Raw genomic sequence first — 21,752 nt, 5'->3', positions numbered from 1 at the left:
TTCATCTCTGGTTTTTAGCTTATAGATTAGTAGAATGAGAGCATATTTATCAAGGTAATTCTTTTCTCGTATATAAATTATGCTACTTGTTTGTTTTTAATCGCTTTGTAAAGCATGATCATAAACATAACAGTAAATAAAACAACTAAAGGATAGTTCACAACCGGATCTAATACAGGAACACCGAATAAGTTAAGAGCATGAAATGGCTTTGTGAATTCTGGTGCAGTCATGAAATTTGAAAAGCTATACTTTTTCACATATTCCCAATAAGGAACACCAAGGTTAATTGTTGGTAATAAAAAGGTTACTGAACTAATGATAAACGAAACTAAAGTGCTTTTTGTTATGGCAGAGACAGTTAATACAAACGCCATAAACGCAAATGCTACTAGTAGATGAATGCCGATCTGGCTAAAGAAATATTCGATAGCAGTTAAAGTATATGGTGATTCTGGATATCTTAAAAATTGAATAGGTGAATTCCACCCAATATTCCCATAAATATATGAATTCATGACTATATTGAACATGACCCATACAGTTGTTAAGAATAATACATAAATTAATGAAGCGATTATTTTAGCTGTGACACCTTTTTGGCGACCATAAGTTGAGCTATATATTAACTGATCCATTCCTGTATTCGTTTCATTGACAAAAATAGAAGCTAGTCCAATTAACATCAAGATTCCAGTAAAATATGGAGCAAACCTTTCAACAAAATCTATCGTGTTTATTGGCCCTTGATTATACTGAAAGGTATCTAATTTCAAATGATTTAACATATTAATTTCCAATAGGGCTGTTTTATAAGAAATATCATTTTCTGATAATTTGTCTAACTTCATTTCTAGTTCTGTTATTTTCGATTTAATGTCACGCGTAGTATTATCATTAAATAATATTTGTTGAACGATATTATACTTCGCAAGTTCTTCGTTAGTTAAGGAGCTTGTTGGTGTATAAGCATAAGGTAAAGAGTCTAAGGTTTGAGTAGCTTCCTCTACTTTCTCACTAGTTAAGTTCCCTTCCCACTCTTGAGCAAATGTGTTAAGTTCTTCCTTGACCTCAGTCGCGTACGTGTCTGCTTTCGGTGAAACATTTCTAGATTCACTTACCATCACGAGACTAAATAGAAGAAACATGAGTACCATTACAATATACATTCCCTTTTGTCTAAATATTTTATATAGCTCAAATTTCAATAGTTGTTTCACTGTGCTCCTCCTGATCAAAATAGTATAAATATAGATCCTCTAGATTAGGCTGTGCTGAAACTGCCCTTTCATCTGGTTTGGTTTCAGAAATGATTCTAAGTCCAATTTCATTTTGTTGACGAATTATATTTCCCACCTTGTATTTTGCTTGGAATGCTTGAACCTCATTTTCTGGGACGTTTACGGTCCATACATATCCTTGGATTTGCTCGAGCAGCTCATCAGGCTTTTCTTTTTGAATGAGCTGACCGGCCTTTAACACGAGTATTTCCTTTGCGATGAATTCGATATCTGAGACGATATGGGTTGATAACAGTACGATCCGATCCTTAGAAATAGAAGACAATAAATTTCTAAATCTAATTCGTTCTTTCGGATCGAGTCCTGCGGTTGGTTCATCAACGATTAACACTTTTGGATCGTTTAATAGTGCTTGTGCAATACCTAGACGTTGTTTCATTCCACCTGAAAATTTGCCAACCTTTCTTTTCCGGTGCTCGGTTAAATTAACAACCTCTAATAGATCATCAATCTTTTTCCTTGCTGTATTCTTCTCAATTCCTTTTAATGAAGCAATGTACATTAAATACTTCTCAGCTGAAAAGGTCTTGTATAATCCAATGTACTGAGGCAAATAGCCGAGTACATCACGATATTTTTCATCCAACACTTCAATATCCTTACCGTTATATAAAATTCGCCCAGAAGTCGGTTTAATAAGTGTCACGAGCATGCGCATTAATGTTGTTTTACCAGCTCCGTTTGCACCTAAAAAACCGTAAACACCTGGTGTTAAATCAAATGACACATTGTTTACTGCAAATTTATCTCCAAACTGTTTAGTTACATTTTCAATTGTTAAATTCAAGGGAAACACCTCTCGTTATTTTTTTGATTTGAAATATAAAAAATGTTACTGCTAATAAAAAAGCGATAATATAAAAGATGATTGGTCTAGATTCCATGTATGTTATGAGTTGTTCATTACTCATGTAGATTCCAACGAAGCTTATCCACAATATGACTGTTAACGGTGCTGCAATTTGCCCTTTTAATTTAGAGGCTAATAACAACCCAAATGATGCTACAAGAGTAAACGGAAGGATCCAATACATGAGTACCTTCGTAAGCAACATTTGTCCATCCCCAGTGAAACTTAATAATGTAATAAGAAATACCATGAGAATGAAATTGTACACACCGGTGACGACCATTTTAGACAGCATCAGCTGTTGAGCGTTATATTTGCATGTTAATTCTAATTCTAGGAAGTCTCTATCTCTACCTTTAAAGACCTCTAGCAGTCCTAATAGAAAAGGTACGGGAGAAAGTAACATAATTGCAAAATATGGATTACCAGATGTGTTCATCGTAAGCAAAAAACCAATTAGGAAAAAAGTGAGATTCGTAATCCAAAATGATTTATCAATAAAGAATATCTCCTTTGTTGATAGGCGCAGCAAATCTGCTAACTTATCTAATTTGCTTTTTTGCTGTCTTTCAGGCACATACTGTCTAAGAGTATCAATTGTTTGATACATTTCATCCTCACTCGGAAACTCAACTGAAAAATCATCTAATGTACTGAAGTGTTCAAGTTCTTTGTTAATTTGAAGATTTATGTCATCCCTGTTGCTCATACGAACCACTCCTTTCTAAAATCATTTTTAATTTGGCCATACCTTGCTTTAGTCTTGATTTTACGGTTGAGACATTCGTATTTGTTACCTGTGCAATTTCTTTAATTTTCATGTCATGGAAGTACTTTAATAATATTGCCTCACTTTGAAATTCTGGTAGTTCGTGAATCGCACTTTTGATCATTTTTCTGTTCTCACTTTTCTCAAAAATATAATGCACACCTTCGTTTTTATTCGACTGAAAGCTCTCATCAAATTCTTCTGTCTGTGATGACTGCTGATAGGCTTTTGATCGAAAAAAATCTCGACAATGATTCACGGCTATCGTTAAAAGCCATGTTTGGAATTGGGCTTTCGATGAGTAACTATGAATGCTTTTCATCATCTTTATGAAAATTTCTTGTGTTAAATCATAAGCGGTTTCTTTATCGCCAATTTTCCGATAAACAAAGGCATATACTACTTTATAATGTCTTTTTACGAGTACTTCCATAGATGCTTGATTCCCTGCTTGAATATCTTTTATGAGCTCTTTATCGGTTAGCAAATTTGTTCACCTCAGCTAGTTTAACGAAATGGATGTTGAAAAAGTTTTAAAAGATTTAAATGAAAAAACTGGGAATTTATAATTAAATACAGTGCAAATAATGATAGCTTTTCCTATAAACAGTAAAATTAGTTAACAAGAAAGGGTTTTTCAGCGTTAAGTTGAATGGATATAAGGTGGAAAGTCTATGAAGGACCTCTTTTCGTTACTTGTTTTGCTATCTTATGGATGTATTAATATGTCCACGGTTTAAATTGAACGGGAAGTTGTAAACGTATTTTTTCGACATAAAGAGGGAGACAGTTAAGCGAAAGGGGACGCCTCTTTGCTGAAGTGATCGCTTAATATAATGATATAAATACGATATAAAATGTTTAGGAGATCATAAAAGGAGGTCGTAATTTGAGTAAACTAAGGATAAGACTTGTTTTGCTATCTTATGGATGTATTAATATGTCCACGGTTTAAATTGAACGGGAAGTTGTAAACGTATTTTTTCGACATAAAGAGGGAGACAGTTAAGCGAAAGGGGACGCCTCTTTGCTGAAGTGATCGCTTAATATAATGATATAAATACGATATAAAATGTTTAGGAGATCATAAAAGGAGGTCGTAATTTGAGTAAACTAAGGATAAGTTTAGGAGTTCTTACATGTTTCGTTGGATTTATATACATGTCAGGATTATTTGGTCAAGTTGAATCTGAAGTCATTACATGGGGGCTTCTTATTGCGCTTTTAGGTGGCTTAAGTATTTTTTTTGAGTTACAGGACGATAAGACAAAACGCTTATATGAAGTATTAAATAAAGGAGAAGCATGGTGGGGGTATAATAATAGTGGATATTATTTAGGTGCAATCATTGGTGGGATACTTATATATAAACTATCTACAAGGGTGCAAGGGAACTTAACGATATTTATGATAAGTGGGGCGTGTTTATTTGGGATGCTGACCTTCACGTATGGTTTAATTACTAATGCTTATTTAGCGCTGCTATTAGTTGTATTAATGGGACCAGCTTATCAAATGCGTGATATGGCACAAGTAACAATGACTCAAAATAGTGCTGACGAAAGAACATTAACGAAGGTCATGGCTGCGAAATCTACACTTATACAATTTATTTCTATTGTCTCTATGTTAGGAATTAGTCTATTTACAGATTGGATTGGTGTGAAATATGTGTATATTTTTGCTGGAATCTTGTTAATTAGTTCTGCTCTGTACGGTTTTATACATTTGTACATCCTTAAAAAGGGTGTAGTGTTAGAAAAAGAATTAGAACAATCTTTGTAATAAAGGTATTTTCATATGTGAATGTATAAGATATTACTATTAAATAATTATAACGGATCTTGTCATAGAATTATTGTTATTTGCTTAAAATAACGATAGCAAAACAAGTTTTTTACAATTGTCATCGTTAAATAACTTAGCAGATTTCACAAAATGTGTTGTATGAATGTTGTTTTACTTAGCAAGTAAAGGCTCTTATCGTAAAATTTATTGCTTTAGTAACTGATATATATCATATGATTATTGTAATCTACAGAAAAAAGCTACCCGAACGCTAGTTATATTCGTGTATAGCTCATGTTGCGATAACAGCTTAAGAAAAACAATAATCATTGAAACACTGAGAAAAGAGAAGGCAAGGAACGATCATCGTCCTCATGTAAAGCAAAATTGCTACGAATGCTAGTTAAACTGTTAAACTTAAATGGATGAAATTTACACTAAGATGTGCTATATTATAATTGGATAGATAATTTTAATACAAATGAAAGCAGACTATAGGTGCTTGAACACCAACAGTCTGCTCATACAATAGTTTTCCCCTCAAAGGGGAAGGCAGCGGATGATATAACCCACCCTACTTTGCCGACAAGCTCAAGGGTGGTTATTTCTTGTTATCGAAAGACAGTATCGCGATGATGAGAATCCCAAAAGAGACCATTAAGCTCACCGCTTCATATACCGTCAAGGCATCACCCCCTCTCCAATATGGAATGACGGGTTCAGCCTTCACACCCTTGAGTACCAACTATTGTATTACTTCCATTATAACACTATTATGTAATAAATTATAAAAATATTTGATATATTGAAAGTTAGCTTATTGTTTTTTATATGGATTTAAATACTGAACAACAAAAGTGAAGCGGTTCTGTAGATAAGAAATAAATGAATCAACATCCGATATGGATTTCACAAGATAATCTAGAATTTACTATACTACTTTTTAAGAATATAATAGAAGAAGAGTTTAATGAGGCAGGTGTAATAGATGAAATTTTTTCATACAGCTGATTGGCACTTAGGCAAATTAGTTCATGGTGTTTATATGACTGAAGATCAAGAATATGTGCTAAATCAATTAATTGAAGCAGTTGATCAAGAACGACCAGATGCTGTAATTATAGCTGGTGATGTCTATGATCGTGCTGTGCCTCCGACAGAAGCAGTTCAACTGTTAGATGAAATATTAAGGAGAATTATAATAGATTTACAAACTCCAGTTTTAGTGATTGCAGGGAATCATGATAGCCCTGGTAGACTACATTTTGCAAGCAGTGTGTTGAAAGCAGCTGGACTACATATTGTCGGGCATCTTTCTGAAAAGATAGAACCAGTTATTATAAGAGATGAATTCGGTGAAGTTCATTTCCATTTAGTACCTTATGCTGAACCTGGCGTTGTCAAACACTTGTTAAAAAATGAAGAAATTCGAAGTCACGATGATGCTATGGAAGCAATTGTCACTCAAATAACTGAACAAATGGATAATAAGGTTAGGCATGTATTTATTGGACATCATTTTGTCACACCAAAAGGTGAAAAAGAAGAAAATACAAGTGATTCGGAGCGGCCACTAGCAATTGGTGGAGCTGAGCAAGTAAATGCAAGTTATTTTTCACATTTTCATTACAGTGCTTTTGGTCATTTACATCAAGCACACAAAGTTGGCAATGATAAAATAAGGTACGCAGGATCACCATTAAAATACTCGATTTCTGAAGAGACACATAACAAAGGGTTTTATATCGTCGAGATGGATGATGTAGGTAATACATCGATAGAAAAGAGAGTATTTTCGCCCCGGCGTGATATGCGAACGATAGAAGGGTATATGAAGGATATCCAATTACATGACAAAAATGAAGATTATGTGTTTGTTAGATTGCTAGATGATCATCCGGTACTATTTCCGATGGAAAAAATTCGTGCTGTTTATCCTAATGCTATGCATATTGAGCAAAAGCAAAATATACCAAGTAAGCTAGAGGGTGCACAGAAAAAAAATAATCAACGGACACAAATGGACGAGTTATCACTTTTCAAAGCTTTTTATACAGACGTTAAAGGTACTGAAGTGAAGCAAGATACGGAAAATTTATTTCGGGATGTACTACAGCAAATTCTCCGAGCGGAAGGAGAACGGACATGAAGCCTATTACATTAACTATAAGCGCATTCGGTCCATATAAGGATAGAGAAGTAATTGATTTTACTAAATTAGGTGAGCAAAGGTTGTTTGTTATTTCCGGAAGTACAGGAGCAGGTAAGACAACGATCTTTGATGCCATATGTTTTGCTTTATATGGAGAGGCAAGTGGACAGGAACGTCAAGATACGAAAATGTTACGAAGTCATTTTGCAGATGATGATACACATACTTCAGTAGAATTAGTGTTTCAGCTTAGGGATAAGCAATTTCGTATCCTTCGACAGCTATCACATGTCAAGGAAGGTAACAAGACACCAACAGGTGAGCGTTATGAATTATATGAACAATTAACTAATGGTGAAGAAATTCCATGTGTAGATCGTTTTAAAATTACTGACGTAAATAACAGGCTTGAACAAATCATCGGCTTAACGAGAGACCAGTTTCGACAAATTGTTATGCTACCACAAGGTGAATTCCGTAAATTATTAACATCAGAAACAGAAAATAAAGAAGAAATACTTAGACGCATATTTAAAACTGATTCGTTTAAACGCATAGCTGATCGATTAAGAGAGATGAAAAAAGAAATTGAGCTAACATACATGAACAAATTGAATGAACGAAGCCTGTATATTGATCAGCTAAAAGGGTTGTTGCGTGATCGTGAAGGATCTAAACTAACGGAACTTCTAAAAGAAGAGCATATTAATACGCATCAAATTCTATCAGCACTTGATCAAGAAATTGATGAATTTGACAAGGAATCAAAAGAACTATTGCAAAAGCAAAAGACAGAACAAAAAAAATATGATGATACCTATGAGTTGCTACACCGTGGTAAAGTAGTCAATGAACGTTTGGATTTGCTTAATACAAAAAAATCAGAGCTCTCAAATCTATTAGGTCAAGAGCAAAATATAAAATTAAAAGTGGATGAATTAGAGCTTGCTACACAAGCTGAACAGCTCCAAGTTATTGAACAACAAGTAAATATGGTAAAACTAGAAGTTCACGATAAGGAGAAGGAGCTTACAGCTGTTACAGAGAAGTTAGAGAGCACTAAACAACTATTCGATCAAGTGAAAAAAGATTATGAGCAGGAGCAAGAAAAAGAGGGCATCCGTGAAGCTTTATCAATAGAGTTAAACCGTCTTCACGATTTAATACCAACTGTACAAGAACTTGATGCTAAACAACAATTAGTAAGCGGATTGAGTCGTGAGCTAAAACATTTAAGCAGCCAGCTTAATGAACTTAAAAATCAACATAAAACAAATTCCCTGAAAAAAACGGAGCTCTTTGAACAAATTCGAATGCTTGAATCGAAGGTTGTTTCTTTGCCTGACAAACATAAACAATTGTTGTATTTAAGAGAGCAATCTAAGGCTGTCAATGAATATCTCCAGCTCGTTTTACAAGGTAAACAAGCATATAATAAAATGACACAGAGCTTTAAAAAGTATGAATACGTTAACCAAGTTTATAGTCAATTGGAAAAGCAGTGGATAGATGGACAAGCTAGTTTACTAGCTTTAAGGTTACAACCAGAAGAACCGTGCCCTGTTTGTGGTAGTATTGAGCATCCGAATAAAGCGTTCTTAAGTGAAGATATGACTACAAAAGAACAGCTTGAATCGCATAAAAATGAAAAAAATTTATGTGAAACAACGTATTTGAATGCAAAAGCGGTTTATGAAAATTTACGTATACAGCTTGAAGAGAAAAAGGAACAAATTGAGCATTATGGGTTTTCTATAAATCAATTGCAAGAGCAATATGATCAATTAGTGATTCAAGGAAAACTATTAAAAGCTGAAGTAGAGCAACTAGATCAGGACCAAAAAATGGTAGCTAAATATAAAAAAGAATATGATAGGCTTGAGATTTCTCTTCAACAAGAAGAAGAGAAAAGGACGCAAGTTGAACAACGATATCAAGAGGTAACAATAAAATATGGGACAGAGGAAGAACTTTTACAACAAAACATAACAAAAGTGAGTGAAGAGCTTCGTTCTGTAGAAAAGCTTCAAGCCAAAATAACTAAAGTTACTAACGAAAAGAATCGTCTTATGCACAAGTGGAAATTGGTACAAGACCAATTTAAACAAGCTAATGAAAATGTTTTAACAGCTAACGTTAATGTGGTAAATGTAACAGATCAGTTAGCAAAAGCAAAAACAAAGCTTGAAAAAACTGAACAAACATTTTACACTGAATTACGTCTAGCAAATTTTGAGAATGATCAACTCTATTTGAGTGCAAAGCGTCATAAGGACGCTATGAAGAAATTAAAGGACGAAATCGAAAGCTTCCATGTGGCACTAAATACTACAAGAAAGCAAGTGGAAGAGCTCGACAAGGAGCTTGCTGGAAAAGAACGAAGTAACTTAGAGATACTAGAACTACGTGTTATGGAGTTAAAAGAACAAACTGAATTAGCGAGGAAATCTTTGCAAACATCAGAATATTACAAGATGGAGGCACAGAAGTTAAAACAATTAATTGTTGAATCGAGTGAAGCTGAACAAGATGCCGAACAAGAACTAGGTCTGATGAGTGATCTGTATAACGTTGTTCGTGGAGATAATGAAAAGAAAATCTCATTTGAAAGATACTTACAGATTGAATTTTTAGAGCAAATCATTCTTGCTGCCAATGAGCGATTAAAGCAACTCTCTTATGGACAATATTACCTTGTTCGTAGTGAACGTTTAGAAAAACGAGGTAAACAAAGTGGGTTAGGATTAGATGTTTATGATACTTACACGGGACAAAAGCGAGATGTGAAATCCTTATCAGGTGGAGAAAAATTTAATGCGTCTTTATGTTTAGCTTTAGGTATGACTGACGTTATTCAATCGTACGAAGGTGGAATTTCAATCGAAACGATGTTTATTGACGAGGGCTTTGGATCACTTGATGAAGAGGCACTTCATAAAGCTATCGACACACTCGTTGAATTACAGCAAACTGGGCGTATGATCGGAGTCATATCGCACGTCCAAGAATTAAAAAATGCCATGCCCGCAATATTAGAAGTTACAAAAACAAAAGAAGGCTACAGCAAAACTCGGGGCATGACCACCGCCACGTTAATGCGTTAACGTGTTGGGGGTGTCGTTTCCGAAAAGGAGAGAGAGAAATTGACAGTTGATAAAATTATAGAGGTTGGTTCACAGATTCAGTTGCAAGCTGTGGATTTATTGAAACCTTGGCAAACAGTTATTGTATTAGTCATTATTTTATTTTTATATATTGCATTATTAGCAGGCTCAAACCGTGTAAAAAGAATAAAGAGCCATTTTATCATAGGTGCTGTACTAGTGGTCGCTTTATCAGTTGTACACTTTTTTGATTATGAAAAAGCGCTTGCTAATGATGAAGAATTTCCTGGTAGAATGGAAGATTGGGAGCAAGACTACGTCTTACCTTATATTAATAATTTAGAGATGCTTACCCAAGAAATTGAAGAGATTGAATATAGTGAAGAACTTGTTGTAAAAGCCGAGGAAGACGAAGAGATTATCGATAAATATATACGATATTACACTCAAGAGGTTGCTGGTGAAGTGCAACCTGTAAGGTTCTATTATGTTGATAATGAATTAAAGGAAGATAAAGTTGGTGGGGGATTTTATAGAGTAGTTGTAGAAGAAGGTCTTGAAAAGCCATATTTCACATATCAACAATTAGAACGAGGCTTCCCACACGGATTTAATAAGACAATGTATAATGTTGAAATACATGTTGGTCCTGATCATATAAAAAAATAAATAGTAATAAAAGGCACTTTTCGAAAGCTTTGTAGCTATTGAGACTAATTTAGAACTGCAATTAATATGATGAAGGAAGAATGGAAGATACTATAATGGATGGAATCATCTTTTCATCAGAAAAGGGGATCATTTAGAAGAACCATTATTTGTTTGATTGATTAATATAAACTGTAAAAAACTCGCCTCTATTTGGTGAGTTTTTTATATTTGTTCGCATGATATTTAATTTTTGTGGATAAAAACAATAATATTTCAGATTAAATATCCATTTATATACATATTTTTCATAGTCGACTTTTTTTACTACACTTATTTATTTCGTATATTAAAGGGTTGCCTATTAATTTGTATTAATTAATAACTTTTTGGAATTTTATGTTATACTTTTACTCGTGATACAAAATAAGGGGGATATGGAAAATGGAACCACGTTCAAAACAAAGAAAACCATTCTATAAAAAATGGTGGGTTTGGATTATTGCGCTTGCTATTATTGCATTGGCAGTCAATGGAATGGAGGATGAAAAAGCAGATACTACTAAAAAAGAAGCCAGCCCTTCTGTTGCTGAAGCGGTAAACGAGGAACATAAAGTTGAGGAAACAGAAAAAGAGGAAGAAAGCGTAGAAGATGAAAAAGTTGAGGAAGCAGAGGTAGAAAATGATGTTCCTGTAGAATATAAATCTGCTTTGAAAAAGGCGGAATCTTACGCAACAACGATGAACATGTCTAAAAGTGCTATTTTCGATCAATTAACTTCAGAATATGGTGAACAATTTTCTGAAGAAGCTGCGACGTATGCAATGGATAATTTAGAATATGATTGGAATGAAAATGCTTTAAAGAAAGCGGAATCCTATTCGGAAACCATGTATATGTCAAAGCAAGGGATATACGAACAACTGATGTCTGAACATGGTGAAAAATTCACTGAGGATGAAGCCCAATATGCAATTGATAATTTAATAGCTGATTATAATAAAAATGCTTTGGAAAAAGCGAAAAGTTACCAGGAATCAATGAGCATGTCACCTGAAGCGATAAGAGACCAGTTGGTGTCTGAGTATGGTGAAAAATTCACACAAGAAGAAGCTGATTACGCGATTAATAATTTAGATAATTAAAACAGAGAAAATTAATCGGTTTGTAGTAAAATGAACATTAAATAATATTTTGAGAATTCAAGGATTGATGACCGAACATCTGTTATTTTTTATAGCGGATGTTCGGTTCTTTTTTTATGCGACAATGGTAGCGTGGGTGTAAGTAATTGAAATTCATTTCATAAATTGAGACGACTGTAGAAGATGAGTGGAGTGTAGTGAAAAATATATGTCAAATTGAAATCAATTATAAGTTATAACAATATGAGGTGAAACTACAATATACAAAAGGATCAGTATGATTAATACACCCATAATAAAACTAATCCTTGCAAAGATCTTACTTTCCTTGTCGATTATAGGGTATAAAACTATTAATAAAGTTCCAAGTCCAAGCGGTATTAGGGCTAACATTATAGATGCCTCGTTAGATAAATATAACATTATAGATACCTCCTTAGATAAATATAAAACTATTTTACCATTTATTAGATTGAAATTGTCCGAACAACCATGCTTTTTATCAAAATTGCGCGCTTTATTGTCGGAAAAACATGTTTACTGTCCAAACTAGGTGCTATACTGTCGGAACAAACATGTTTACTGTCCAAACTAGGTGCTTTACTATCGGAAAAACTATGTTTACTGTCCAAACTAGGCGCGTTACTGTCGGAAAAACTATGTTTACTGTCCAAACTAGGCGCGTTACTGTCGGAAAAACTATGAATACTGTTCAAACTAGGTGCATTACTGTAGTATCCACTATGAATGCTGTCCAAACTAAGTACTTTACTGTCGTAACAACAATGAATACTCTACACCTCGAGCGCCTTTCTGTCAGTACATCAATATATTTATTAAAAGATCCCCGATCCTATTCACCAAGCTGAAAACAGATCATTTCCTCACTAAAATGGGTTTATACAGTCGAAAATCGAATTTGTTGAAATATATCGAATTTTGTATGATTTAGTCAAACGCTTAATTCCTCATTACTACAGTTGTTATTCTCTCTATTAATCTATCAAGTTTTAACGAGTTTTATTATTTAATTTAAGGAGGTGATTAGTAGCTATACTTCACAATTAGTTTTTCTTCGTAATTCGAGGCCGTTTTCGCATTGTTATACGAACTATGAAATAAGTGAGTATATACCTAGTGTAGTGGATCTTTCTCTTTGTTAAAAACGTCATATGCATAAATTTATTTGTTGATACCCTAAATTAGTTTCAATAGCAAAAGGTTTTGAAAATAGCCTAAGTAAATACCTTTAGCCTAAAATAATTGAAAAGATGGTGAGGTTATGAAAAGTATAGTAAGCAGTTCGACTAAATATTCGATAAACATCATTTTTTTCCTGTTATTATTTGTTTTTATTCCATCAAATGTATTTGGTGCTGTAGATGATGAAAGTGAAGAGCTAGAAGCACCTCCAGGATATGATGTAATTGATAGAGGTACATATCAATTATATTTACCTGATGATTCTGCTGCATCTGGATCTATTTCGAAATCGCTAAAAACAGATCCCACTACTGTACAAGAGGTGGGAGACAAGGGAAACAGCAACGGTTATGTGGAACCGGAATTAATTGTTCCTGCGCTTGATGACAACGAGGCTTTTCCATTCGACACATATGAAAATCGAACAATATTTCATGGAATTGAACCGTTTGAATATATCCCGATAAATTTTATTGTAGATCCTGGGTACAACGATCATTATTACAATGCGGAATATTATGAGAAGCTTGCAGGAGAGTCATTAAGTGTTCTAAATAATGCGTTAGATAAATATGATCCAAATATTGACACGTTCAGAGCAATATATAGTCCTGATAATGGGTTATTAAATTCTGTTTTTCCTGTCGGTACTCCTAGAGAAATTACCTTATTATTGGACAAAAACTCATATTTTGCTGAGGGATTGACATTGGATGTAGAGGAATGGTGGGAGAGAGCTGCATATGGAAATGAGAAAACGGGAGGACCTGCTACGGCTAGTTTTCAAAGATCTTACGGGTTGACTGAGTCACAGCAAGAAATGGCAACACTTACTCATGGGTTTGGCTTAGGTATTTCAACTGAATTTACTAGCAAAGCTTTTGCAGTAGAATTTAAAGTAGGCGTGAGCTTAAATTATAATTACTCTGATTCAAGAAGCTATGCGTTTTCTAGAACGATAAATGAGGCTAACACAGAAACATTTACTAAGCCTTTTGGAACAATAGCTGGTGCAAATCCATATAAATGGGCAGTTTATAACTTAGTTACGCAATCTAAAGTTAATTTTACGCAAGCTAATCATTTTCATGAACTTAGCAAAGCGTTTGAAAATGACTTAGACGATTATGGCCTTAGACCTGATAAAAATTCTTATGTTATTAAAATGGTCAATAAAGGGTATGCAACGATGGAAGTACCAATTTATCCAGAAGATTCTCTTTTAGAAGTCCCATCAAACGTACGTGTAGATTCATCATTTGCTGACTTGACGACAACTTTGTCTTGGGATCAAACTTCTGATCCGAATGTAGACGGCTTTATCGTATATAAAAATGATAGTATCGCCGCACTCATTCAAGACCCAACTGTTACGAGCTGGTTAGACGTGAATGTAGAACCAGAAAAAAATAATGTTTATTGGATCAAGTCTTACCATGAAGATACCCTTTTTGATAATAGAACATTATATAAAACGGTATCACGTCCAAGTAGTGAAGTTTTTGGGAAAGTTGAATTAACAGCTGCATCGTTAAGAGATATTGTTCAAACTAGCTGCTCTATTCCTTTTTCTTGGGAAGATGATCAACTACCAGCTGGAGAGAGAACATATTATAGAGTATATATTGGTAATCCTGAAGCAGGCGGTGAAGAAGTAGGAGCATTTGAAGGCACAGATGCTTCAGTGAATATTTCAGCTGAATTATACGATGTATTAGTTGAAAATGACAATGTAGATTATTATATTGTGAAGGAAGTTTTATATAATGATAAATTAATTAAATCACCTACTTCTAAAATAGCTAATAACTTTGCTGTAACAGAAACTGCATTTCTATTTACTAAAACAGGATTTAACGGCGAGTGTGTTGCAGTCAGTAAAGGTCAAAAAGTTTCTGATGTGAGTTCAATAGATTTTCCGAATAATAGTCTATCATCTATATTAGTAAGAGGAGATGTATATGTTACACTACACAAAGATAAAAGTTATGGTGGTTTAACTCAAACGATATTTGGTAATGCGACTTTCCGCGACTTAGATTCAAAAGAAATAGGCGCTAATACGGTTTCATCCCTAGAGGTACAAGAAAAGAAAGATGGTATTTATCTTTTCACAGGCTCACAGTATATGGGCGACATGCTGTATAAATCTAGAAATAATGATGGAATATCTTCATTTGATGATATTCAAGCAGATATTGGTTTTCCAAATGATGATTTATCTTCAGTAAAGGTTGTGGGGCCGTATGCACTTATAACCTATCAATATAAAGGTTATGATGGTGAAGTTTCTTGGTTTAATGATGGCGGTGACAAAACATTAGATGATAGAGCCATAGGTGATAATCGAGCATCAGCTATCAAAATAGTAAAAGGTGAAGGTGTTCACTTCTTTAAAGATAAAAACTTCAAAGGAGAGCACAATAGGTATAATAATTGGTTATTGTGTGGATTAATTACTAAGGATGGATGTGAAGGTGGCTTTCCTAATGATGCATTAAGTTCAGTACTCGTTATAGGAGATTGGGCTGCTGTATTATATGAACATATGAATTATGAGGGGAATATGTCTTCGTATAAAGATGGTTCAAAGTGGCTATCTGGTTCAAATGTTGGCAAAAACCAAGTTTCATCATTTATGATATTACCAAAAGGAGTTTATTTATTTAAAGATAAAAACTATAATCCACTAAATACGTATAAAAGGATTACTAAAACAGGAGCTTATTCTACTACAGAGGAAGTTGGAATTACAGAAGGTTCATTATCCTCAATATATATTGTCGGGGATTACAAAGCGACTTTGTTTACAAAAACTAATTTTGGGGGAACAAGTCAATTATTTACAGTGAGTGATAAAGACCTAAGTGATAATCCTGTTGGAAACAATAATGTAAAATCTCTTACAGTTGAGGAGAAATAATATAACATAAAGCTCAACACACATTGAGTGCTTCTCCTAGATCATTTTAACAAGATAGGCAGGAACCTTATAACGGGTTCCTGCCTTTATGGTATCATTGTGTTTATTTTTTGGGTGTGTGAATAAAATTATAATTGGGATAAAAAGAGAGGTTGGTAAATACTTATTATTTTTTTAGTTGCTAAATCATTCTATTTTCTGTAAAATAATTAAAAATCAAAATAAGATATAAGTTATGATAGGACATAGTAGTTTATTATCTCACTGTGTATAGAGATCTGATGGGTGGTGAAAATCAGAACAAAGATAAGAACGAATTACCTCCTTGAACTTTCTTTGTGAACACATTTTAGCAAAGAACGGATGATGCGTTATTCGATTTAAGTGGAAGAGAAATCTTCAATTAAGGGTGGTACCGCGTTAACCACGTCCCTTTATATAGGGGGCGTGGTTTTTTATATTTAAAGGAGGAGGAAAAACATGGATAATTTCAAGAAACTTACGAATGAACAAACAATGGAGGTTGAGAGGCAGCTGAGAATTTACAAAAATGGGGTTCAAGAAATTATTCCGGAAACAGAGCTGCAAGACAAACTCTCAAGGTCTTTATTAAAGAATGAACCATTAAAAATTAAATTAGGTTTAGATCCTTCTGCTCCTGATGTTCATTTAGGGCATACTGTCGTATTGAATAAATTGAAACAATTTCAAGATAACGGCCACATCGTCCAATTAATTATAGGTGATTTTACTGGAAAAATAGGAGATCCAACTGGTAAATCTGCAGTAAGAAAGCAATTAACAAATGAAGAGGTAAAGAAAAATGCAAAAACGTATTTTGAGCAATTCAGTAAAGTGTTAGATATGGATAAAGTAGAGTTATATTACAATGCAAAGTGGCTTTCATCTCTGAATTTTGAAGATATCATTCATCTTTCAGCAAAAATAACAGTGGCACGTTTAATGGAAAGAAATGATTTTTCTAATCGAATATCTACAGGAAAACCTATTTCCCTTCATGAATTTTTCTACCCTCTCATGCAAGGCTATGATTCAGTTGTTTTAGAAAGTGATGTTGAGTTAGGCGGAAGTGACCAACATTTTAACGTTTTGATGGGAAGACATCTACAAGAGCATTATGAAAAAGAGAAGCAAGTGGTGATGATGCTTCCATTACTAGAAGGGTTAGATGGTGTAGAAAAGATGTCAAAATCAAAGAATAATTATATAGGTATTGAAGAAGAACCTAGCCAAATGTTCGGAAAAACAATGTCTATACCTGATAGTTTAATTCTCAAATACTTTAACTTAGTAACGGACTTATCAATAGAGGAAAAGCAACAAATATCTCAAGGGTTAAAAGACGGTTCCTTCCATCCAAGGGATGCGAAAATCTACTTAAGTAAAACTATAGTAGATATATTTCATGGTAATGAAGCTGCTGAAAAAGCAGCAGAACATTTTAGAACAGTGTTCCAAAAAGGTTCGATTCCTAAAGACATCCTAGAAGTAAAGTGGAATGAATCTCTGAAGGTACCAATAGTTGAATTACTGGTTAAATTAAAGATGCAGAACTCCAAAAGTGAGGCTAGAAGAATGATTAAAAATGGTGGTATTAGGATTAACACCATTAAGATCAATAACTCTAACCTATTAGTAAATATCGAAGATGGAATGATACTACAGGTGGGAAAAAGAAAATTTGTAAAAATAAAAGTATAAAATGCAACTTCACTTTTATGTAGTCTTTAAGTAAATGAAAATAGCAGCTGTATAACAAGGTGAGGAGCCCATATGTAAAAAGGTTTGGAAAATGGTAACTATTCTATACTAAATATTGTTTATATACTTTCCTTGTTTACTAGAAAGCGACATGCTAATCTTCAAAAACAAATGAATAGGCTAGAATATAAAGTTAAAAACTAAAATAACATTTGGCTATCTAAATTTGTTGAAGGATGTACAATATCCATCGACACCTGTTCACTGTGATCACGTTATAGCTGTATGCCTAACCTTTTATATAAAGTGAAATTATTATTGAAATATAAAAATTGTAAGTGAAAAGTAGTTTCACCACCACCTCAATGACTGTCTATAAATTCTTTGTTGTTTTATAAACACAATTTCCGTTGTGATTATTAATTATTAGATGGGATTTTATAGTATTGTAGATGTAATAAAAATGGAAAATTATTTAGGGTTATTTTTCACAATATTATTAAAGGAATGACTCATATGAGCAAGTTTTTCTCCCCGTTAAACGTATGTATAATCTCGATTGTTATAGCTGTTGCTTTATCATTTACATCTTATGCTGAGATGACTAATTTAATCAGCCTTAGTTTCTACTTATTAATCGTATTATTCATCCATGAGCTAGGACATGTCATTGGTGGGAAACTTGCAGGATACAAGTTTCTATTTATGACAGTTGGTCCAATAACGATTGAACGAAATCCAAATTTAAAAGTTATACCTAATAATAATTGGGTGGCATTTGGTGGGCTTGCTAGTTGTGTACCAACAGAGATAAACTTAACTAATTTAGTGAAACGACATAAAATATTTGTTGCAGGTGGTCCCGTACTAACTGCCATTGCTAGTATTATTAGTTTATTAATATGGAACATGACAGATTCCGAAATAGCAATGATATTCATGATTTTCAATATAGTCATTTGTTTCGCAACCGCAGTCCCATTTCAAGGATCAGATGGTAGTGTTTTTCTTCTCTTGCAAAAAGGTGGAAAAGAGGCAGAAACACATTTAGCAACGCTCTTATTACTGAAAGAAATGATATCTCCAAAAAATCCAATAGATTGGGATAAACAATTGATTAAAGAGGCACAAAACGTAGATGTTTCATCTGATACAATCACAAATGCTTATTTATTGTTCTATTATCACATAGTGACGGCCAATTATTACAAAGCATCTGAATCGATCGCATTGTATAAACAACTTCCAATTACAAAAAAAACGAAAATGAACTTACAGTTTATTACTCATATTCAACAAATTGATTCTTTGCTAAAACCAGAGCCTGATTATCAATTCATTAAAAGCTTACATTTGCAAATGTCTAAAATAATAGAGCCTATTAGCTATAAAAGAAGTGAGGCGATACTTGCTTATATAGATGGTAATGTAGAACATGCAAATCACCTACTTGAAGAAGTGATGGGAAAGTGTATGAAAAGTATCGCTCAATATGGATTTTATGAAGCTGAAGTTCAACTTACTCAAGTTGTAAAGAAACAATTAAAGAATATCCATGCTATAAGGAATGTAGATGAAAGAACACTTTAGTAGAACAATCCTAGTTTATATAAGGTAAACAATCTGGCGCTGATCTGTAACAAGGATTAGTGCTTTTCTTCATTTTAGGGCCATATTGTGGAATAAAGCTTATCGAGCTAATGGATAGAGCACTCATTTAATATTCTTGTTTGGGAATAAAACAAAAGACATAAAATACGTCAAAAGTATCGACATATTTTATGTCTTTTGTTATTATTGACTTAAATTACGTCAAGGAGTGAAGAAAATGAGTGCAAAGAACACTAAAACCATTCGATACATCGAACCATCGCAACGTGCTGGCATGAGGTTCATGCAACAAGGTTATGAGGGTAGCATCATCATGCTGAACCTGCTGCGTTTTCGTGATGTTGCCGATTACACAGCCAATCCTGAGCTAGAATCAGAGCTCCCAATTAGTGGTGCCGAAGCTTTCAACCGCTATATCGAGCACACCCTCCCATTTCTCCGTGAAAGCGGGGGAGAAGTCATGTTTCTTGGCGATAGTGGAGAGTTTCTTATCGGTCCAGAAGACGAAAGATGGGATCTTGTCATGATAATTCGCCAGAACAGCGTGCAGTCGTTTCTTGCTTTTTCAAGTAATCAAGACTACCTAGCCGGTATAGGACATCGGACTGCAGCAATCGAAGATTCACGCCTTCTGCCTATGACAGAACTTCCGATACCGATTTAGTTAAAGGAAAATGCACACATTAGATAAATGTCAATTAACCCCGAAATGATAGCGGATCGAAGGTGAGTTGACGTTTAATTTTCTGTAAATTCATCATGCTTTTCATGTAAGAATCGATTGTATTCTTTTACAGCAAAACTATTAGGAACATATTTTTTTGCTAATTCGTTATGCAACTTAGCTTTTGAATAATCTTCTAAATAAATATAACAAGCGCATAATTTTAGGTGGGGAATCCATGTGTAACATGATTGTTGAAAAATGGGGAATCCACTATCTTCTAATTGAGGTATTTCGAAAGTTGTTGCTATTTTATACCAACTGATCGCTTGGTGAATTTCTTTTTTTAACTGAAAGCATTTTGCCAATCTGCAACATATTTCAGCTCTTGGGGAATCAACCTTAAAGGAGGCTAAGCAATACTCAATTGCATTATCATAATCTTTAAGGTTAATATAAGTGTCGGCAATCTTCCATATAGCAAAAGACTTAAGTTCTTTATCCTGATTTTCTATAGCAAGAATGTTTTTATACAAGTAAATTGCTTGATCATAATATTTATGATCTAAGCATTCATTAGCATAATGTAAAATATCCCTCGGAGAAAACGTTACCCCTTTGGCTATAGCTTTCTCGTATATTATAATATTTCGATTTGATTTCTTTCGCTCTCTTTTATGCTTTATAGTAATATCTGTTTTTAATACTTTACCGGAAACCTCAATTACTTCATGAACATATCCATGCCATTTGAAATTACATTGCCTTTTCAATATACGATTACGATAGGTTGTTACTAGGTTGTCATTTGAGCTACATTGGTTTACCATCATGACAGAATCAGGGTTAAGCTCACCTAGGTTTTTTTTCAATTCAGCAATTTTATGTTGACTTTCTGTTGGCACAATATGATCGGCATCAAGCCACATAATATAATCTTTTGTAGCTTTTGAGAAAGAGTAATTCCTAGCCTTTGAGAAATCGTCCACCCATACAAAGTCATAAACTTTATCAGTGTATTTCATTGCTATTTCCTTCGTTCTATCGGTTGACCCAGTATCAACAATAATAATCTCATCTATTAAATCAACTATGGAAGATAAACATCTATCTAATACTTCTTCTTCATTTTTTACAATCATACATAGACTAATTTCTGGCTTGCTAATGTTATTCACCTCTTTTTTTATATTAATAGAAGGTAAACAATTCTAAAGCTTTTCTCACTATTTTATGACCGATTGGAGGAGGTGTTACATTTTAAACTAAGCATTTAACGTCAAACACATTTTTCATCAATACCTTGGCTAATGTCCTTTGCAAAAGGGTATGTGTATGAATATAAATAAAAGAAGTGTGAAATCTCACTATATTGCTGAAAGGATATGGTAATTATGTCAAAGTGTAAATGTAAAGGAGATCTAAATAAGGGAATTATATGTAATTGTGAATTTGATACTTTTACATTATCAGACGGTAACCCTCAAACTCCGTTTGTGCCTATAGAATTAACGACTGATTCGATACTAGTTAAAGAAAAGGATTGTATCTTAAAGATTGATTCGATGGTAGACTTACAAGCGGACATTATGACTCTAGGGCAGATTGATGTAAATTATGTAGTAGAACGTATTACAGGTGGGGATGCTACAACAATATGTATGTATAATGTGTTTGAAGAAAGGCTGGATAGTGTTTTTACGTTAACCCCAAATAACACAGTTTGTGATACTCCACCAATAGGCAGTCATAGGTATAGATTATCGATTACAGATGCAAATACAGATTTAAATAATATGCTTGATAGTACTTGTCGGTGCATAAATGTCACTACTTTCAAAAAAGATAAGGAAAAGTAAAATAAGTGTATG

General features: G+C 33.7%; 17 protein-coding genes and 1 other annotated feature. Of the genes, 11 read left to right on the top strand and 6 right to left on the bottom strand.

What is annotated here, in order from left to right; all coding sequences use genetic code 11:
- Positions 1–77: 77 nt before the first annotated feature.
- Genes ACSVDA_RS03865 through ACSVDA_RS03850 form a run of 4 tightly spaced genes read right to left on the bottom strand, consistent with a single transcriptional unit; the run spans position 78 to position 3,407 of the window.
- Complete coding sequence (locus ACSVDA_RS03865) at positions 78–1,220, bottom strand: ABC transporter permease (RefSeq protein WP_485880996.1); 1,143 nt, start codon at positions 1,218–1,220, stop codon at positions 78–80.
- Positions 1,198–2,088: an ABC transporter ATP-binding protein gene (locus ACSVDA_RS03860; protein WP_485880994.1), complete on the bottom strand. Its 891-nt coding sequence runs from the start codon at positions 2,086–2,088 to the stop codon at positions 1,198–1,200. Before ACSVDA_RS03860 ends, ACSVDA_RS03865 begins: the two co-directional genes overlap by 23 nt.
- Positions 2,072–2,860 (bottom strand): hypothetical protein, encoded by a 789-nt coding sequence (locus ACSVDA_RS03855; protein WP_485880993.1) that lies wholly within the window; start codon positions 2,858–2,860, stop codon positions 2,072–2,074. Before ACSVDA_RS03855 ends, ACSVDA_RS03860 begins: the two co-directional genes overlap by 17 nt.
- On the bottom strand, positions 2,844–3,407 hold the full coding sequence (locus ACSVDA_RS03850; RefSeq protein WP_485880991.1) for an RNA polymerase sigma factor: 564 nt from the start codon (positions 3,405–3,407) through the stop codon (positions 2,844–2,846). Before ACSVDA_RS03850 ends, ACSVDA_RS03855 begins: the two co-directional genes overlap by 17 nt.
- 617 nt (positions 3,408–4,024) lie before the next feature.
- Here ACSVDA_RS03850 and ACSVDA_RS03845 point away from each other — a divergent pair.
- Positions 4,025–4,705: an MFS transporter gene (locus ACSVDA_RS03845; protein WP_485880990.1), complete on the top strand. Its 681-nt coding sequence runs from the start codon at positions 4,025–4,027 to the stop codon at positions 4,703–4,705.
- Positions 4,706–5,309: 604 nt separating this feature from the next.
- Here ACSVDA_RS03845 and ACSVDA_RS03840 read toward each other — a convergent pair.
- On the bottom strand, positions 5,310–5,438 hold the full coding sequence (locus ACSVDA_RS03840) for a putative holin-like toxin (protein ID WP_410629484.1): 129 nt from the start codon (positions 5,436–5,438) through the stop codon (positions 5,310–5,312).
- 155 nt (positions 5,439–5,593) lie between these two features.
- Here ACSVDA_RS03840 and ACSVDA_RS03835 point away from each other — a divergent pair, with 155 nt between their 5' ends.
- The 9 genes from ACSVDA_RS03835 to ACSVDA_RS03795 all read left to right on the top strand — a co-directional run bounded on the left by ACSVDA_RS03835 (position 5,594) and on the right by ACSVDA_RS03795 (position 19,881).
- Complete coding sequence (locus ACSVDA_RS03835) at positions 5,594–5,719, top strand: hypothetical protein (protein ID WP_485880988.1); 126 nt, start codon at positions 5,594–5,596, stop codon at positions 5,717–5,719.
- Positions 5,697–6,857 (top strand): exonuclease SbcCD subunit D, encoded by a 1,161-nt coding sequence (locus ACSVDA_RS03830; protein ID WP_485880987.1) that lies wholly within the window; start codon positions 5,697–5,699, stop codon positions 6,855–6,857. The genes ACSVDA_RS03835 and ACSVDA_RS03830 overlap by 23 nt, the downstream gene beginning before the upstream one ends.
- A complete protein-coding gene (locus tag ACSVDA_RS03825; RefSeq protein ID WP_485880985.1) occupies positions 6,854–9,964 on the top strand; it encodes an SbcC/MukB-like Walker B domain-containing protein in 3,111 nt (1,036 codons plus the stop codon). Before ACSVDA_RS03830 ends, ACSVDA_RS03825 begins: the two co-directional genes overlap by 4 nt.
- A 39-nt stretch (positions 9,965–10,003) precedes the next feature.
- Positions 10,004–10,633, top strand: a complete 630-nt coding sequence (locus tag ACSVDA_RS03820; RefSeq protein WP_485880983.1) for a hypothetical protein — start codon at positions 10,004–10,006, stop codon at positions 10,631–10,633.
- 423 nt (positions 10,634–11,056) lie between these two features.
- A complete protein-coding gene (locus tag ACSVDA_RS03815; RefSeq protein ID WP_485880981.1) occupies positions 11,057–11,758 on the top strand; it encodes an Ltp family lipoprotein in 702 nt (233 codons plus the stop codon).
- Positions 11,759–13,040: 1,282 nt separating this feature from the next.
- Positions 13,041–15,884, top strand: coding sequence for a hypothetical protein (locus ACSVDA_RS03810; RefSeq protein ID WP_485880979.1), 2,844 nt, complete (start codon positions 13,041–13,043; stop codon positions 15,882–15,884).
- A gap of 226 nt (positions 15,885–16,110) precedes the next feature.
- Positions 16,111–16,321 (top strand) — a binding site (T-box leader).
- Positions 16,322–16,364: 43 nt separating this feature from the next.
- Positions 16,365–17,606, top strand: coding sequence for a tyrosine--tRNA ligase (gene tyrS / locus ACSVDA_RS03805; RefSeq protein ID WP_485880978.1), 1,242 nt, complete (start codon positions 16,365–16,367; stop codon positions 17,604–17,606).
- A gap of 516 nt (positions 17,607–18,122) precedes the next feature.
- Positions 18,123–19,196, top strand: coding sequence for a site-2 protease family protein (locus ACSVDA_RS03800; protein WP_485880976.1), 1,074 nt, complete (start codon positions 18,123–18,125; stop codon positions 19,194–19,196).
- Positions 19,197–19,434: 238 nt separating this feature from the next.
- Positions 19,435–19,881 carry a DUF1330 domain-containing protein gene (locus ACSVDA_RS03795; protein WP_485880974.1) on the top strand — a complete coding sequence of 149 codons (447 nt, stop codon included), beginning with the start codon at positions 19,435–19,437 and terminating at the stop codon, positions 19,879–19,881.
- A 74-nt stretch (positions 19,882–19,955) separates the two neighbouring features.
- Here the strand turns inward: ACSVDA_RS03795 and ACSVDA_RS03790 are convergent, their stop codons facing one another.
- The gene (locus ACSVDA_RS03790; RefSeq protein ID WP_485880973.1) at positions 19,956–21,023 is read right to left on the bottom strand and encodes a tetratricopeptide repeat-containing glycosyltransferase family 2 protein; all 1,068 of its coding nucleotides are present in this window, start codon (positions 21,021–21,023) and stop codon (positions 19,956–19,958) included.
- Between the two features lie 252 nt (positions 21,024–21,275).
- Here ACSVDA_RS03790 and ACSVDA_RS03785 point away from each other — a divergent pair, with 252 nt between their 5' ends.
- Positions 21,276–21,740 (top strand): hypothetical protein, encoded by a 465-nt coding sequence (locus tag ACSVDA_RS03785; protein WP_485880971.1) that lies wholly within the window; start codon positions 21,276–21,278, stop codon positions 21,738–21,740.
- Positions 21,741–21,752 lie beyond the last annotated feature (12 nt).

Origin of the sequence: Cytobacillus sp. Hm23 (assembly GCF_051842895.1) — a bacterium.
Classification (GTDB): domain Bacteria; phylum Bacillota; class Bacilli; order Bacillales; family SM2101; genus Nanhaiella.
This window is presented reverse-complemented; position numbering and strand designations above follow the sequence as displayed.